This is a genomic window from Stakelama flava (assembly GCF_019351405.1).
GTDB classification, from domain to species: Bacteria; Pseudomonadota; Alphaproteobacteria; order Sphingomonadales; family Sphingomonadaceae; genus Sphingomonas; species Sphingomonas flava_A.
Genome location: NZ_JAHWZX010000002.1, coordinates 306,849 through 322,492, shown reverse-complemented (window position 1 = coordinate 322,492; position 15,644 = coordinate 306,849). Strand labels below are relative to the sequence as shown.

General features: G+C 63.4%; 16 protein-coding genes and 2 tRNA genes. 10 read left to right on the top strand and 8 right to left on the bottom strand.

Annotated features, from left to right (window positions below; genetic code table 11):
* The first annotated feature begins 25 nt into the window (after nucleotides 1-25).
* From KY084_RS03620 to KY084_RS03605, 4 genes are all read left to right on the top strand, one after another.
* Entirely contained in the window at nucleotides 26-1,327 is a 1,302-nt protein-coding gene (locus tag KY084_RS03620; protein ID WP_219237057.1) for a DUF2254 domain-containing protein, read from the top strand.
* 47 nt (nucleotides 1,328-1,374) lie between these two features.
* The gene (nadC, locus tag KY084_RS03615) at nucleotides 1,375-2,214 is read left to right on the top strand and encodes a carboxylating nicotinate-nucleotide diphosphorylase (RefSeq protein WP_219237056.1); all 840 of its coding nucleotides are present in this window, start codon (nucleotides 1,375-1,377) and stop codon (nucleotides 2,212-2,214) included.
* Nucleotides 2,215-2,287: 73 nt separating this feature from the next.
* Complete coding sequence (locus KY084_RS03610) at nucleotides 2,288-2,728, top strand: hypothetical protein (protein WP_219237055.1); 441 nt, start codon at nucleotides 2,288-2,290, stop codon at nucleotides 2,726-2,728.
* The gene (locus KY084_RS03605) at nucleotides 2,725-3,441 is read left to right on the top strand and encodes a ribonuclease T2 family protein (RefSeq protein WP_219237054.1); all 717 of its coding nucleotides are present in this window, start codon (nucleotides 2,725-2,727) and stop codon (nucleotides 3,439-3,441) included. The genes KY084_RS03610 and KY084_RS03605 overlap by 4 nt, the downstream gene beginning before the upstream one ends.
* An 8-nt stretch (nucleotides 3,442-3,449) precedes the next feature.
* On the opposite strand, the gene KY084_RS03600 is transcribed toward KY084_RS03605, so the two are convergent.
* The 7 genes from KY084_RS03600 to aroA form a co-directional block, all read right to left on the bottom strand.
* Entirely contained in the window at nucleotides 3,450-3,863 is a 414-nt protein-coding gene (locus tag KY084_RS03600) for a DUF4112 domain-containing protein (protein WP_219237053.1), read from the bottom strand.
* Between the two features lie 23 nt (nucleotides 3,864-3,886).
* Nucleotides 3,887-5,359, bottom strand: a complete 1,473-nt coding sequence (locus KY084_RS03595; protein ID WP_219237052.1) for an ABC transporter substrate-binding protein — start codon at nucleotides 5,357-5,359, stop codon at nucleotides 3,887-3,889.
* A 14-nt stretch (nucleotides 5,360-5,373) separates the two neighbouring features.
* Nucleotides 5,374-5,460: transfer RNA gene (locus KY084_RS03590), tRNA-Leu, on the bottom strand.
* A 48-nt stretch (nucleotides 5,461-5,508) separates the two neighbouring features.
* Complete coding sequence (locus tag KY084_RS03585; protein ID WP_219237051.1) at nucleotides 5,509-5,787, bottom strand: integration host factor subunit beta; 279 nt, start codon at nucleotides 5,785-5,787, stop codon at nucleotides 5,509-5,511.
* A 174-nt stretch (nucleotides 5,788-5,961) separates the two neighbouring features.
* Nucleotides 5,962-7,674 carry a 30S ribosomal protein S1 gene (gene rpsA / locus KY084_RS03580; protein WP_219237050.1) on the bottom strand — a complete coding sequence of 571 codons (1,713 nt, stop codon included), beginning with the start codon at nucleotides 7,672-7,674 and terminating at the stop codon, nucleotides 5,962-5,964.
* Nucleotides 7,675-7,928: 254 nt separating this feature from the next.
* Nucleotides 7,929-8,573 carry a (d)CMP kinase gene (locus KY084_RS03575; protein ID WP_219237049.1) on the bottom strand — a complete coding sequence of 215 codons (645 nt, stop codon included), beginning with the start codon at nucleotides 8,571-8,573 and terminating at the stop codon, nucleotides 7,929-7,931.
* Nucleotides 8,570-9,916, bottom strand: coding sequence for a 3-phosphoshikimate 1-carboxyvinyltransferase (gene aroA / locus KY084_RS03570; RefSeq protein WP_219237048.1), 1,347 nt, complete (start codon nucleotides 9,914-9,916; stop codon nucleotides 8,570-8,572). The genes KY084_RS03575 and aroA overlap by 4 nt, the downstream gene beginning before the upstream one ends.
* Nucleotides 9,917-10,019: 103 nt before the next feature.
* Here aroA and KY084_RS03565 point away from each other — a divergent pair, with 103 nt between their 5' ends.
* On the top strand, nucleotides 10,020-10,340 hold the full coding sequence (locus KY084_RS03565; RefSeq protein ID WP_219237106.1) for an FYDLN acid domain-containing protein: 321 nt from the start codon (nucleotides 10,020-10,022) through the stop codon (nucleotides 10,338-10,340).
* An 82-nt stretch (nucleotides 10,341-10,422) separates the two neighbouring features.
* Nucleotides 10,423-10,498: transfer RNA gene (locus tag KY084_RS03560), tRNA-Ala, on the top strand.
* A gap of 289 nt (nucleotides 10,499-10,787) precedes the next feature.
* Here KY084_RS03560 and KY084_RS03555 read toward each other — a convergent pair.
* Nucleotides 10,788-12,179 carry a helix-turn-helix domain-containing protein gene (locus tag KY084_RS03555; protein WP_219237047.1) on the bottom strand — a complete coding sequence of 464 codons (1,392 nt, stop codon included), beginning with the start codon at nucleotides 12,177-12,179 and terminating at the stop codon, nucleotides 10,788-10,790.
* Nucleotides 12,180-12,357: 178 nt separating this feature from the next.
* Here KY084_RS03555 and KY084_RS03550 point away from each other — a divergent pair, with 178 nt between their 5' ends.
* From KY084_RS03550 to KY084_RS03535, 4 genes are all read left to right on the top strand, one after another.
* Nucleotides 12,358-13,884 (top strand): acyl-CoA carboxylase subunit beta, encoded by a 1,527-nt coding sequence (locus tag KY084_RS03550; protein WP_219237046.1) that lies wholly within the window; start codon nucleotides 12,358-12,360, stop codon nucleotides 13,882-13,884.
* 115 nt (nucleotides 13,885-13,999) lie between these two features.
* A complete protein-coding gene (locus tag KY084_RS03545) occupies nucleotides 14,000-14,305 on the top strand; it encodes a GIY-YIG nuclease family protein (protein WP_219237045.1) in 306 nt (101 codons plus the stop codon).
* A 53-nt stretch (nucleotides 14,306-14,358) separates the two neighbouring features.
* Nucleotides 14,359-14,796: a methylmalonyl-CoA epimerase gene (mce, locus tag KY084_RS03540; RefSeq protein ID WP_219237044.1), complete on the top strand. Its 438-nt coding sequence runs from the start codon at nucleotides 14,359-14,361 to the stop codon at nucleotides 14,794-14,796.
* Nucleotides 14,797-14,939: 143 nt separating this feature from the next.
* Nucleotides 14,940-15,635: a hypothetical protein gene (locus tag KY084_RS03535; RefSeq protein ID WP_219237043.1), complete on the top strand. Its 696-nt coding sequence runs from the start codon at nucleotides 14,940-14,942 to the stop codon at nucleotides 15,633-15,635.
* Nucleotides 15,636-15,644: the final 9 nt, after the last annotated feature.

The following is a 15,644-nucleotide window of genomic DNA, read 5'->3' as shown; positions in this document are numbered from 1 at the left end:
TCGCCGTTTCAGCGTTGGGCCGCACATGAAAGCATGGTTTCGCCAGCTCGTCGTTCGCCTGAACGCGAGCTACTGGTTCCTGCCCGCCGTGTTGACGGTCGCGGCCATCCTCCTGTCGCTCATCACCTATTATATCGACACCCGGCTGGGCGATGGCTGGTTGGATGCGGCCGGATGGCTGCACGCGTCGAAACCGGACGGCGCGCGATCGCTGCTGTCCACGATCGCGGGGTCGATGATCTCGGTCGCGGGCACGGTGTTCGCGATCACGATCGCGGCGGTCGTCTATGCGTCGGGCAATTACGGGCCGCGCCTGCTCACCAATTTCATGACCGATCGCGGCAACCAGCTTTCGCTGGGCGTGTTCATCGCCAATTTCGTTTATTGCCTGCTTGTCCTGCGCACCATTCGCCAGCCCGATGAGGGCGGCTTTCTTGGCACGGCGGGCCAGCCGGGGTTCGTGCCCGAACTGTCGCTGCTGACCGCACTTGCGCTGACGCTGCTTTCGGTCGGGGTTTTGGTCTATTTCCTTCACCATGTGCCCGACAGCATTCGCATCAACAATGTCGTCGCGCATATCGGCAGGCGCGCGTTGAGCGATATCGATTCGCGCTTTCCGGACCGCGACGACGGGCGCAAGCGCATCGCGCCTTCGCCCGGAGAGACCACGCCGGTGCGTGCGAAGCGGGTCGGCTATGTCGCGGTGATCGATTTCGAAACGCTTGGCGACGTTTGCGACAAACAGGGGGTCAGTGTCCGGCTGGCCGTGCGTCCGGGTGACTTCGTTCATCCCGATGTCGCAATCTGCCATGTCGAAGGTACGTTCGGCGAAGGCGTCGATGACAAGCTGCGCCGCGCGTTCGCCATCGGCGATGCGCGCACCGCGTCGCAGGATCTGGAATATCTGATCGACGAACTGGTGGAAATCGGGCTGCGCGCGCTGTCGCCGGGGATCAACGATCCGTTCACCGCGATCACGTGCCTGCACTGGCTTTCGGCGGCGACCGCGAAGCTGGCGATGCGCGACCTTGCCTGCGATTCGGACGGGCGCCCCTACGGCGAACAGCGCGTCTATGCGCTTCCCGACGATTTCGAACATTTCGTCGCGCGCGGGTTCGGATCGATGCGCGCATCGGCGGCGGCGAGCCCGTTGGCGGCGCGCAAGTTCGTCGAAGCGCTCGTCAACGCTTCGGCCGGCCGGCCGGTGCGCGAACGCACCGACCTGCTTCGCCGGGAGGCGCGGCTGTTGCTGGAACAGGCGCAGGGCGCGCTGCACGGACCCGCGCTCGACCAGCTTCGCGACACGGTTGAGGATTTCGCGGTATAGCGGCGGCTGCCCCTTGCGTTTCGCCTGCTTCATGCGAAGGAACGGGAATGTTCGAACTCGACGGATTTGATTGCGACGCTTTTGTGCGCACGGTGCTTGCCGAGGATCTGGGCGATGCCGGGGACATCACCTCGCGTGCGGTCATCCCGGCGGATGCCATGTTCACCGGCGTGATGGACAGTCGCGACGCCATCGTCGCCGCCGGTCTTCCGCTGGCCGAGGCGTTTTTCCGCGCGCTCGACCCGGACGTGAAGATCGAGCTTGCCGTTGGGGATGGCGATCGCGTTGCGGCGGGCGCCGAACTGATGCGGCTGAAGGGGCGGGGGCGTGCCATGCTGACCGCCGAACGATCGGCACTCAATACCGTCCAGCATCTGTCGGGCATCGCGACGATGACCCGCGCCTATGTTGATCATATCGCCGGGACCGGCGCGACGCTGCTCGATACGCGCAAGACACTGCCGGGGCTCAGGCGGCTGGAAAAATATGCGACGCGGATGGGCGGCGCGACCAATCACCGGATGGGCCTTTGGGATGCGGCGATGATCAAGGACAATCACGTCGCGGTCGCCGGATCGGTCGAAGCTGCGGTGCGCCGCGCCGTGCAAGCCGATATCGCCGACATCATCGTCGAGGTCGACCGGATCGACCAGATCGAACCCGCGCTGTCGGCAGGCGCGACGCATCTGCTGCTCGACAATATGGCACCGGCGCTTCTTCGCGAGGCGGTGGGACTGGTGGGCGGTCGCGTTCCGACCGAAGCATCGGGGGGCGTCCGGCTGGAAACCATCCGTGCCATCGCCGAAACCGGGGTTACCTATATCAGTGTTGGCCGATTGACCCAGTCGGCACCGGCGGCCGATATCGGGCTGGACTTCGCGGCCTGACCGCAACGCTTTCTCGCGCATGCAAATTGGCTTAAGAGGAACGACCGTTCAAAGGACAGGGGGAGTTGTCCAGATGCGTCCGACATCTATCAAGCGTTTCGAAATATTCTATCTGCTGGCCTTTGCCGTCAGCGTGCTGAACATCTTTGTCGGCTGGAACGGCGCGATCGATCGCATGCGCGAAACCAGCCCCGGGACGGAGGTTTACGGCCCCGCCATTCTGGTCGGCGGACTGGCGATCAGCGCGATCATCACCTTCCTTTTGTGGTATTTCACCGCGCGCAAGGCGAGCAATGTCGCACGCTGGATCGTCGTGATCTTTTTTCTGTTCAGTCTGGTGAGCACGCTGATTTCGTTGAGCCACGGCACCTTTGCCACCGGAATCAGCGGCATTTTGTCGATCGTCAGCCTGGTTCTGGAAGCGGGCGCGGTGGCAATGCTGTTTCAGGCAGATGCGCGCGTCTGGTTCGCGGGAGCGAGCGACCCTGAAGCCACCGCCGACACGTTCGAATGAAGCCGCTTCTTATCGCCGGAACGCTGGCGGCGCTGGTCGTTCCCGGCGTCGCGTCGGCGCAGGCCTATCAATGCGCGGTGCCGTCGCGGATCGAACCGCCGCATGCAGAGGGGCCGACGGCGAAGGAACCGCGCCGCGTGCTGCCGACCGGCGGCTATACGCTCGCCATCGGATGGTCGCCGGAACAATGCCATGGCGGTGCGGGTAGCATCGCATCGGGTTTTCAATGCAGCGCGACCAACCAGTTCGGATTCACGCTGCACGGCCTGTGGCCCGACGGCAAGGGCGCGCAATGGCCGCAATATTGCCGTTCAGCCGCGATCCTTCCCGAACGCGTGATCCGGCGGCACATCTGCGCCACGCCGTCGGCGCAGTTGATGCAGCATGAATATGCCAAGCACGGCACCTGCACCGGCATGGCGCCGGCGGACTATTTCGCGAAATCGACGGGGCTTTTCGGGGTGCTTCGCTATCCCGACATGGTGCGCCTTTCGCATCGCGACGACCTGACCGCCGGACAGCTTGCGGCTGCCATCGCAGCGGCCAATCCCGGCATGACGGCGCGAATGATGCGGATTACCGCCAGCAAGGACGGCTATTTACGTGAAATCTGGTTCTGCCTCGATACCGGCTATCGCTACCGGGTCTGTCCGGCATTCGAAAAGACGCTGCCGAGCAACAAACGCATCCGGATACGCAAGGCGATGCGCTGAGGCGTGTATCAGCCGTCGAGCGTCACCGAAGACGGATGGTGTTTGTCGAGGTGCCGTTTGATGATTTTCAGATTGCGTGAATTGGAACGGAAAAAGAAATCGGGTACCGCGCCGATCCACGGTATCATGCCCAGCGCCCAGTCGAATCCTACATTGCCCGCCATGCGCGCCATCTGCGTCTTGGACATGCCCAGATTGCGCGCTTCCCAGATCAGATAGCTGCCCAGCGCGGCCGCGAGCGTACTGCCGCCGATCGGAATCAGGTCCAGAACGACATCCAGTCCCACCGCCTTGTTGGTGCCGGGAATCTTGATCGAGCGTTCCAAGAGATGCTCCATCCATTCGATCCGCTTGCGGATTGCCGCTGGATCATGGCTGGAAGACGCCATGGTATACAGGTCTTCGCTGGTCCCGCCGGCCATTCGCGTGGGCTTTACCATTGGCTTTACGATCCGTCTTGATTGCGCAGGTGATTCAACGGGTGCCACGCCCGCGAGTTCCGCTGAAACGCGTCGAGACGGGGGCTGACCAGCGACCAGCGCAGCGGCCGGGCGAGGGGGATGAAAACCCCGTCCTCGGTAAGCACGCTGTCGGCTTCGGCCAGCCGGAGCGAGCGCGCCGCCGCGTCGGGAGCGGTGCGCGCGGCGTCCAGTGCCTTCACCGCTTCCTCGCTGCACGCCTGACAGGCGGTGCGCAGATACCAGCTTGCGCTGTCGAGCGGCGCGACGGCATCGACCAGTTTCAGGTCGGAACGCGCATCCAGCGGCACGCGCAGTACCGAAAGGCCGACCGCGTTCAATGCGCGCGCGATGCCGGTCCATAAAAGATTTGCCCCCGGCCCATCGGGCAGTGCGATGCGCAGCGGGGCCATAGTCGCCTTTTGCCGTGCCTTCCAGGCCGAAACGCGCGAACGCGCGGTTGCCGCCCGGTCCGCGTCATTCAGCGATGCCCAGCCGGGAACGGCGGGCGCACTTGCCGAATCGAGTTGTTCGGGAAGAATAGTCTCCGCCGCGTCCCAGTCATCCCGGATGGGATCGAGCAGCGCCTTTCGGTCGAGCGCCATGGCAATCGCCGCACGATTATCGGCATCGGCCAGAAAGCCGTCGCGGTTGCGCATTTGCAGGCCGAAAAGGCCCGCCGCCGGGTCGATGTTGAGTTCGGACTGTGCCACGCCGCTCTGGCGCGCGGTGGGCCAGTCGGTGAAGGTGCCGCCAATCACGAGATCGGACAGATGTTCGCGATAGCGGATCAGCGCCAGCGATGCGCGTTCGCCGCGAAGCCGTAACCGAAGTGCGGGGGCTGCGGCGTCTTCGTCACCGTCCGGGCCGATGACCGGTTCGGGCGCCGAATGCAGGCGGATGGGATCGCCGACCCCTTCGGTGCGCAACGGCCCCGTGCCCGCCAGCGTCTGCGTCCGGAACACCGCCATTTCGGGCTGGGCGAGCAGACGAAGCAGATCGGGGCGCGGGCGCGACAGGCGCACCTCGACTACCTGCGGCGTCATCGCGACCACCTCGTCAACGCTCCGCAGGAACGGGGCGAGCGGATTGCGCGATGTCGGGGCCAGCGCGCGGGTGAGCGTGCGGGCGACCTGGCGCGCATCGACGGGACTGCCATCGGGCCAGGTCGCGTCGGCAATGCGGAAAATATAGCTGGTGCCGTCCTCGATCACGATCCAGCGCTGGGCAAGGCCCGGTTCCACCTGGCCGTTCGCGTCGAACCGAACCAGCCCTTGCGCGGTCGCGCCCATGGTGACCGCGTCCGGAAAGTCGAGCGGCCCCGCATCGGGATCGGCGCGGTTCGCCGAACCCCCGATCGCGCTGACAAGGATCGTCGAATCGTCCGTCTTCCCGTCGCACCCGGAAACGGCGAGCATCAATGAAGCTGCGACGACGACGTGGCTGGGAAAGCGGATCATCTGCACCCCTGTACTGGTGCGGACGGCGGGACTCGAACCCGCACGGCCTTTCGGCCAAGGGATTTTAAGTCCCGTGCGTCTACCAATTTCGCCACGTCCGCTCACCCGCCTGCCAAGACCATGGCGGCGCGAACGTCAAGCGGTTGCGCCTACATATTTAGGCGCTGGCGCATTTCCTTGCCGGGTTTGAAATAGGGGACGCGTTTTGCGGCGACGTCCACCGATTCGCCGGTCCGCGGGTTGCGGCCGGTCCGCGCCTCGCGCGCACGAGTGGAAAATGCCCCGAAGCCGCGAAGTTCGACGCGACCATCTTCTGCCAGACGGCGGCTGATCTCGTCGAAAAACAGTGCGACGATCTGCTCGACATCGCCCAGAGCCAGATCGGGGTTATCATGCGCGAGGATCTGCACCAATTCGGAGCGGATCATGAAACGTCCTCCTTTTCGACGATGGCCTTGTATACCGCAGCGATGTTGCCGGTAGGTTTCCCTACGGTATAATATTAACCTCCATCAAGGTCGCGATCGGGTATTTTGTCCCAAAAAAAGGCGCGGAGGAAAGATTTTCCGCCGCGCCCTTTGTTGACCTTATGTCAAATCGAATCAGCCTTCGTCGCCGCCGCGCTGCTTGAGCGCTTCGCCGAGAATGTCGCCGAGCGATGCACCCGAATCGGACGAACCATACTGGGCAACAGCCTGTTTCTCTTCGGCGATCTGCATCGCCTTGATCGAGAAGGTCGGCTTTTTCGACCGGTCGAAACCGGTGACCATCGCATCGAACTTCTGACCGACCTGGAAGCGCTCGGGGCGCTGTTCGTCGCGGTCGCGGCCAAGGTCGGTGCGCTTGATGAAGCCGGTGGCGCCTTCTTCGCCCGCCTGAACCTCAAGCCCCGCGTCGCGGACTTCGAGGACGTTGACGGTGACGATCGCGCCCTTGTTCAGCTTGTCGCCCGTGGTGGTCACGCCGACTGCCGGTGCGCCGCGCTCAAGCTGCTTCATGCCAAGGCTGATGCGCTCCTTGTCGGGCTCGACGGCCAGAACGACCGCTTCGACCTGCTCGCCCTTGCGGTGCAGCGCCAGCGCGTCCTCGCCCGAAATGCCCCAGGCGATGTCCGACATGTGGACCATGCCGTCGACATCGTGGTCGAGGCCGATGAACAGGCCGAATTCGGTGGCGTTCTTGACTTCGCCCGCCACCGTCGAACCGACGGGGTGGTCCTCGGCGAACTTCTCCCACGGATTGGCCTGCGCCTGCTTGAGGCCAAGGCTGATGCGGCGCTTGTCCTCGTCCACTTCCAGAACGACGACTTCGACTTCCTGGCTGGTCGACACGATCTTGCCGGGATGGACGTTCTTTTTGGTCCAGCTCATTTCGGACACATGGACAAGGCCTTCGATGCCCGGTTCCAGTTCGACGAACGCACCATATTCGGTGATGTTCGTGACGCGGCCGTTCAGCTTCATGCCGACCGGATATTTCGCGCTCGCGCCTTCCCACGGATCGCTTTCGAGCTGCTTCATGCCCAGCGAGATGCGCTGGGTTTCGCGGTTGATGCGGATGATCTGCACGGTGGCGGTGTCGCCGATGTTCAGCATCTCGCTGGGGTGGCCGACGCGCTTGTAGGAAAGGTCGGTGACGTGCAGCAGACCGTCGATGCCGCCCAGATCGACGAACGCACCATAATCGGTGATGTTCTTGACCACGCCTTCGATCACCTGGCCTTCGGTGAGGCTCTGGATCAGGCCCGAACGCTGTTCGGCGCGCGTTTCTTCCAGCACCGCACGGCGCGAAACGACGATGTTGCCGCGCTTGCGGTCCATCTTCAGGATCTGGAAGGGCTGCGGCATGTCCATCAGCGGGGTGACGTCGCGCACGGGGCGGATATCGACCTGGCTGCCCGGCAGGAACGCCACGGCGCCGTTGAGGTCGACGGTGAAGCCACCCTTCACACGGCCGAAGATCACGCCTTCGACGCGATTATTTTCGGCATATTCGGCTTCCAGCTTGTCCCATGCGGCTTCGCGGCGAGCGCGATCGCGGCTGAGCATCGCTTCGCCCTGCGCGTTTTCGACGCGATCGACATAGACTTCGACTTCGTCGCCGACGGAAAGCTCCGCCTTCTGGCCCGGCGCTGCGAATTCGCGAAGCGGCACGCGGCCTTCCGATTTCAGGCCGACATCGATGATCGCCATATCGGCTTCGATGCCGGTGACGGTGCCGATGACGACGCGGCCTTCAAAGCTGTCCGCATCACCAAGGGTCTGTTCGAGCATTTTCGCGAAATCGTCGCGAGACGGGTTTGCCACAGTGGCCATAGGGTTAGAAATTCCTGTACAACATATTTTTCCGGCCAGCCGGTTGGTTCCGGCGGTCTTTTGGCCGAGATGCCGCGGCGGCCGAATGCCTGGTCGCGACGTCCGGACGCGCCGTTGCATGCTGGAGGCATCATCGCTTCTAAATGCGAAAAGGGCGCGTGAGGGAAACCCTCCGCGCCGACCTCCGCAAGCTTCGGCTCGCAGGACGACGAGGCGATAGCCGAATTGGCCGCGAAACGCAAGTCTGCGGGCGATTATTCGCCTGCTTGTTCCCGCGGGCGCGCGGCGCGTGTTTCGACAAGGCTGATCGCGCGCTGCACCGCCGCCTCGATCGACAGGAAACTGGTGTCGAGCAGCGCGGCGTCCGCTGCCTGGCGAAGCGGCGCTTCGCTCCGCCGGGCATCGCGATCATCGCGTGCGCGAATATCGGCAAGCACGCGGTCAAGGCTGACATTCTGCCCCGCCTTGCGCAATTCGGCATGGCGGCGCTGGGCGCGGATGGTCGGCGTGGCCTTCACGAACAGTTTCACATCGGCGTCGGGCGCGATGACCGTGCCGATGTCGCGTCCGTCGAGAACCGCGCCGCCGGGTTGCTGCGCAAAGCGCCGCTGACGCTGGAGCAGCGCGGCGCGCACGAGCGGGTGCGCCGAAACCACCGATGCGACACGCCCCGCTTCGTCGGTGCGAAGTTGCGGATCGGCCAGCAGCGAATCGGGAAAGTCGCACGATGCCACCGCGTCGGCTTCGCGTTCGGGGTCCAGTTCCTCACGCAGTACGTTCAGCGCGACCGCGCGATACAACAGGCCGGTGTCGAGATGCGGCAGCCCATAATGCCTGGCCAGTGCCCGGGCGATCGTACCCTTGCCCGACGCGGCGGGTCCGTCGACTGCAATGATCATCGCTCGCTCCAATCGGCCCGCGCGCCCAGTATTTCCGCGGTGTCGGTGAAATCGGGATAGCTGGTGGCGATCGGCCGGCCATCATCCACCTCGATCCGCCCGCGCGCATGCAGCGAGGCGATCGCCATGCTCATCGCGATGCGGTGGTCGATCAGGCTGGCGATCGTCGCGCCGCCGGCAATCGGTTCGCCACCGCTGCCGGTGATGGCAAGGCCGTCTTCATATTCTTCTATTCCCACGCCGCATGCGGTGAGCGCCGCCGCCATCGCGGCGATCCGGTCCGATTCCTTGACGCGCAATTCGTGCGCGCCGCGCGCGACGGTGCGCCCTTCGGCAAAGGCGGCAGCGACGAAGAGCGCGGGATATTCGTCGATCATGCTGGGGGTAAGGTCGGCCGGCACCTCGATTCCCTTCAGCGGTGCATTGCGGACATGCAGGTCGGCGACCGGCTCTCCGCCCACGTCGCGTTCGTTTTCACGTGCAATGTCCGCGCCCATCGCGGACAGCGCCGCGACGATTCCGGCGCGTGTCGGGTTCATGCCAACATTTTCGATGACGATATCCGATCCCGGCACGATGGTCGCCGCTACCATCCAGAACGCCGCCGATGACGGATCGCCGGGCACGACGATATGCTGCGGGTGCAGCGTCGCTTCGCCGCGGACGGCGATGCTGCGCCCCTGCGGCGTGTCCTCAATGGTGATTTCGGCGCCGAATCCGGCCAGCATCCGTTCGCTGTGATCGCGTGTGGCCACCGGTTCGATGACGCGAGTAATCCCCGGCGTATTGAGTCCGGCGAGCAGCACCGCTGATTTTACCTGCGCCGATGCGACCGGAAGCGTATATTCGATGGGAATTGCCGGCGACAGGCCGCGCAGCGTCAGCGGCAGGCGGTTCCCCGGCGCGGCGGTGAAATCGGCTCCCATAAGCGATAGCGGTTCGATTACGCGCGCCATTGGGCGTCTGGACAGCGACGCATCGCCGGTAAAGGTCGCGACGATCGGATGGCTTGCCACCAGTCCCATCAGCAAGCGGGTGGAGGTGCCCGAATTGCCCATGTCCAGCGCGCTTTCGGGTTGAAGCAGCGACCCGACGCCAACCCCGTGCACCGACCATTCGCCGCTGCCGGTGCGTTCGATCGTGCATCCCATCGCGCGCATCGCAGCGGCGGTGGCGAGCACGTCCTCCCCCTCCAGCAACCCCTCGATTCGGGTTTCGCCGACCGCCAGCCCGCCGAACATCAACGCGCGATGGCTGATCGATTTGTCGCCGGGAACGCGCACGCGACCGCGCAACGGGCCGTCGGTTGAAAGGGTTAGCGGGCGGGGAAGGGAAGCGTTCATGGAAGCGCGGCTTTTGACAGCGCCCTTGCGCTATGGCAAGGCGCGCGCCACTTTCCCGGGTTCCTACCCGATTTCCTGTAGCTTGAAAGGCAAGAGGCGACACATGGTGAAGCCGGAATGGGGCACGAAACGCACGTGTCCGAAATGCGCAACGCGATTTTACGACCTGGAAAAGGACGATCCCGTCACCTGCATCGAATGCGGGTATGTGTGGGAGCCCGAACCGATCCTGAAGTCCAAGCAGCCGCTCCCCTTCGATTCGGCTAAGACCGACAAGGAGAAGGAGAAGGAAGAGGACAAGGATCTTGACGATGAAGATCTGAACATCGACGAAGATGACGACGATAATGTCGATGACGACGATCTGGGCGGCGACGACGATCTGGGCGTGAAGACCGCCGAGGACGACGACGAAAACAACTGACCCGGAAAAATCGCACGATCCCATCGGATCGTGCTTGCAATAGCGGCGGCGCCTGAGTACAGGCGTCGCCTCCCAAGGGTGAGGGGCCGTAGCTCAGCTGGGAGAGCGTCGCAATGGCATTGCGAAGGTCAGGGGTTCGATCCCCCTCGGCTCCACCATTCCTTACCCCACGCGGCGGATGATCGCCGTGGGTTGTGTCCTGGCTTTTCTGCTCTTCGCTATCGGATGAGCACGACCAGTAGCGCAACGATCGCGGCCGCTGTCAGCGAAAGCGTCATCAGAAACGCGAATGGGCAATGCCGCACGTCCGAATCGAGTCGATCCATCATCCTTCTCCTTCGCAAACCATCTGCCTGTGCTCTTTTTCTTCGGCCCGGCTTTGGTGATGGTTCTGCGCCGAAATATACCGCGATAGCGCGGTTCAGGCAAGTTCGCGCCCGGCAGGCCTCACCCGAAACCATAGGGAACGACGCGTCGGCGATCGGGATCGACGGTTAGTCGGCGACCGGCGGGCGGGAACGCGCGCTGGTCGCAATCGTCGCGCGGGCATATGCGGCAGGACACGCCAATCGGGGTGGCCGAATGCGCACCGCCCAGTTCGAGTTCGTCGGCATAGATGAAATCGCGCGCATATTCGACTTCGCAGCCAAGCGCGACGGCATAGCGCCGCGCGGGGCGCAGATAGCTGGCCGTCGGCTTCACCAGCCCTTTCGCCATCGAAACATAGCGAACCCCGTCGGGGGTTTCGGCAAGTTGAACGAGGATTCGGTCGGGGATCGCCACCGCCTCATGCACTATCCATAGCGGGCAGGCGCCGCCATAGCGGGCGAATTGCAGGCGGGTGGCCGAATGCCGCTTGGTAATGTTGCCCGCCATATCGACCCGGCAGAAAAATACCGGCACGCCCTGCGCGCCCGGCCGCTGCAGCGTCGACAGGCGGTGGCATGCCTGTTCGAAACTGGCTCCGAAGCGCTGGCGCAGCCGGTCGATATCGTGGCGAACCTCGCGCGCGGCGTCGCGAAATTCGCCATAGGGCATCAACAATGCACCCGCGGCGTAATTGGCCAGCCCGACCGACAGCAGCTTTCGCGCCTCGGCCGAACGAAGCGGCGCATCGGCAGCGATATCGGCGATCAGATCGGCAAGTTCCAGCCGGGCGAGCTGGTGCGCGAGCAGGAAGCGGTGGCTTTCGGGCGCAATCGACGGGTCGATCGACAGCGTGCGCGTATCGGCATTGAACGCGCGCAGCGGCTGGTCGGGCGTGGTGGGGTGAACGATCCGCACGCCATGTGCCCCGGCAAGCCGGTCTTCGAGCGGCTGCGCTTCGGGCGCCAGCGTTTCGGCCGCACGGTCGATCGCATCGATATAATTGCCCGACGCGTGAAACCAGTCGCGCACCTCCTCCCAGGGGAGCGGCGCGCTGTCGCCAGATCCGCTGGTGAACCGGTCGTCGAGCATCGCGAGCTGATCCTGGCTGCGGCGATAGGCGGCATGCATCGCGACCAGCCGCCGGGCAAGCAGCGGCTGTTGCATGCATGCGCGCCGGATCATGTCGTCCGGAACGGGATCGCCGCCGATCGTGGGGTCGCCCGCCGCGTCGGCCGCGTTGACCAGCAGCGTGGTGTCCTCTTCCCCATCCACCTGCCCCCATTCGCTTGGGAATGCCTCGGCCAGCGCAAGCAGTACCGGCGCGGTGACCGGTCGTCCGTCATTTTCGATCTGAGACAGATAGCTGACCGAAATGCCAAGTCGCCGCGCAAGATCACGCTGGCTGATGGAAAGCCGCTTGCGAAGTGCGCGGACGCGATGTCCGGCGAAGATGCGGCGGGGGGGCGTCATGGCGTGAATGCTCCCGACTATCACCATTCGTCCTGCGACAAGGTCAGCACGAACGGGGAGTGTTCGTTGAACCGCCTAGTTTGCAAACCCGTGATCCGCAAGTTCGCAACTTAACATTTGCGTCCGCGCTTCCGGCTTGGGAGTTGGGATCGCAACTGCGTTTGAAACGGGGAGCGGGATGCTCGACATTCTGAAGGAACTTCAAACCCGGCGCGAAGGTGCGCGCATGGGCGGCGGGCAGGCCCGCATCGACAAGCAACATGCCAAGGGCAAGCTGACCGCGCGTGAACGGATCGAGGTGCTACTCGATGCCGGCAGTTTCGAAGAATATGACATGTTCGTCGAACATAATTGCGTCGATTTCGGAATGGACGAACAGACGGTGCCGGGCGACGGCGTCGTCACCGGATCGGGCACGATCAACGGTCGGCTCGTCTATCTCTTCAGTCAGGATTTCACCGTATTCGGCGGTGCGTTGTCCGAACGCCATGCGCAGAAAATCTGCAAGGTGATGGACATGGCGATGAAGGTCGGCGCGCCGGTCATCGGGCTAAACGATTCGGGCGGCGCGCGGATTCAGGAAGGCGTGGCGAGCCTTGCCGGCTATGCCGAGGTGTTCCAGCGCAACGTGCTGGCCAGCGGCGTCGTGCCGCAGCTCAGCCTCATCATGGGGCCGTGCGCGGGCGGCGCGGTGTACAGCCCGGCGATGACCGACTTCATCTTTATGGTGAAGGATTCGAGCTATATGTTCGTCACCGGTCCCGATGTGGTGAAGACGGTGACCAACGAAGTGGTGACCCAGGAAGAACTGGGCGGCGCGGTAACGCACACGACAAAATCGTCGGTCGCTGACGTGGCGTTTGAAAATGATGTCGAGGCGCTGCTCGCCGCGCGCGACTTCATCGACTTCCTGCCAGCGTCGAACCGGGAGGAACTACCCGAACGCCCCACCAACGATCCATGGGACCGGATCGAGAAAAGCCTCGACACGATCATTCCGCCGAACGCGAACCAGCCGTACGACATGCACGAGCTCATCCGCAAAACGGTGGATGAGAGCGATTTCTTCGAAATTCAGCCCGCGCACGCGCCCAACATCATTTGCGGCTTTGCGCGGATCGAGGGGCGTACGGTGGGCGTCGTGGCGAACCAGCCGATGGTGCTGGCCGGCGTGCTCGACATCAATTCGTCGAAGAAAGCCGCGCGCTTCGTCCGCTTTTGCGACGCGTTCGATATTCCGATCGTCACCTTTGTCGATGTGCCTGGGTTCCTGCCGGGCGTGGGTCAGGAGCATAACGGCATCATCAAGCATGGCGCGAAACTGTTGTTCGCCTATGCCGAAGCGACAGTACCGAAAATCACGATCATCACGCGCAAGGCCTATGGCGGCGCGTATGACGTGATGGCGTCGAAGCATCTGCGCGGCGACCTCAACTATGCATGGCCGACAGCGGAGATTGCGGTGATGGGCGCGAAGGGCGCGGTCGAGATCATCTTTCGCGGAAAAACGCCTGAGGAGATCGCGGAAAAGACGGCGGAATATGAAGCGCGCTTCGCCAACCCGTTCGTCGCGGCATCAAAGGGTTTTATCGACGAGGTGATCCAGCCGCATTCGACGCGGCGGCGGATTGCGCTTGGGCTAAGAAAGCTGCGCAACAAACAGCTCGAAAATCCGTGGAAGAAGCATGACAATATTCCGCTGTGAGGTGCAATCCGACAATGCCTGATTTCGTCATTGCGATCCCGGCCTTGTGCCGGGGGAAGCAATCCAGAGCGGAGCGCGCGTCGCTGGCTTGCTTCGTCGCCTTCGGCTTCTCGCAATGACGGGTAGGGTGCGGCAACCTGCGGTTTACATCATGGCCAGCGGGCGGAACGGAACGTTGTATTGTGGCGTGACTTCCGATCTCGTCCAACGAGTTTGGCAGCATCGAGAAGGAATGATCGATGGGTTCACCAAACGCTACCGATGCAAACTACTGGTCTGGTACGAAATGGTGGAAACAATGGAAGCGGCGATCGGGCGCGAGAAACAGATCAAAGGCGGGTCGCGTATGAAGAAGCTGGCGTTGATTGACACGCTTAACCCGGTCTGGCGCGACCTGTACGCTGACGTGACGATAGGTTGAGGTCGAGAAATGGATTGCTTCGCTACGCTCGCAATGACGAGGGGAACTCGGAAATGAAACTCGGCCGTCTCAACCATGTCGGCGTCGCGACGCCGGACCTTGATGCTTCGATCGCGCAGTATCGCGAGGTGATGGGCGCCACCGACATTACCCAACCCTTCGTGCTGGAAAGCCAGAAGGTGCGCGTCGCCTTCGTCAATACGCCGGGCGAGAGCGGCACGGCGGGAACGCAGATCGAACTGCTCGAACCGACCGATCCCGACAGCGCGGTCGGCAAATGGCTGGCGAAGAACCCGCTCGGGGGGCAGCATCATATTTGCTATGAAGTGCCCGATATTCACGAAGCAAAAGCATGGTTCGAAGGGCAGGGCAAACGCGTGTTGGGCGAACCCCGCATCGGCGCACATGGCACGATGATTTTCTTCGTCCATCCCAAGGATATGGGCGGTCAGCTTACCGAAATCATGGAAACGCCGAAGGAGGCGCATTGAAGCTTATGGTGTATCAGCGTTCCAATGTTCGTGCACAAGTCCGTCCTCCCGCGCAGGTGGGAGTCCAGAGCGGTCTAGCGCAGCGTTCGCGGCTCTGGGTCCCCGCGTTCGCGGGAATACGCGGTGGGGTGGCAGTTGCTCTCGTGGCAGCGCTTGCGGCTTGCAATCCCCAGTCTGACGACAACAGCACCGCGCCTGAGCCCGACAATGCAGCGCTCGCCAACGCGGCCGCCCCGGTTCCCGGCAATCTCGACGCGGCAGTGCAGGCGGCGTTTGGCGGCGATGCGACCTATGACGGCAAGAACGATCACTATGTGCTCAGCCATCACAAGCTGGTCGCCGCGCCGTTCGGCCCCGTACTGGTGAGCGAGGGCACCGCGCAGGATGCCGCGCATGCGTCGGCGGGATTTATCTCGGCAATCTATCTGAAGCAGGACGGTGACGGCTACACCGTCGCGCACCGCTATCCGCACGCGATCGAGACCGGCAGTTTCGGCGAGGTCGGCGAATGGAAAATCCGCGACGACCTGCTCGACCTGCCGGTGATTGAGGCTAAGGGCGGCGGCACCTGGCAAGGGTATAGCTGCGGCTATACCGACCTCGTCGAACTGACGCCGCAAGGGCCATTGACGGTCGCGCGGTTCCAGAACGCGTACAGCAACAAGGGCGCGGTGACCGATGACGGCACCAACATTACCGGAACAATCGCGCAAGTCACGCCGGGCCAGGCATTCACCGTTCACTTCACCGGCAGCCGCAGTTTCGATGCCACATACAAGCTGATCAACGGCAAATATGCGCTTCAGGGCGGCGATGCGCACCGGCTGGACGGCTGCTGAGCTGCATTG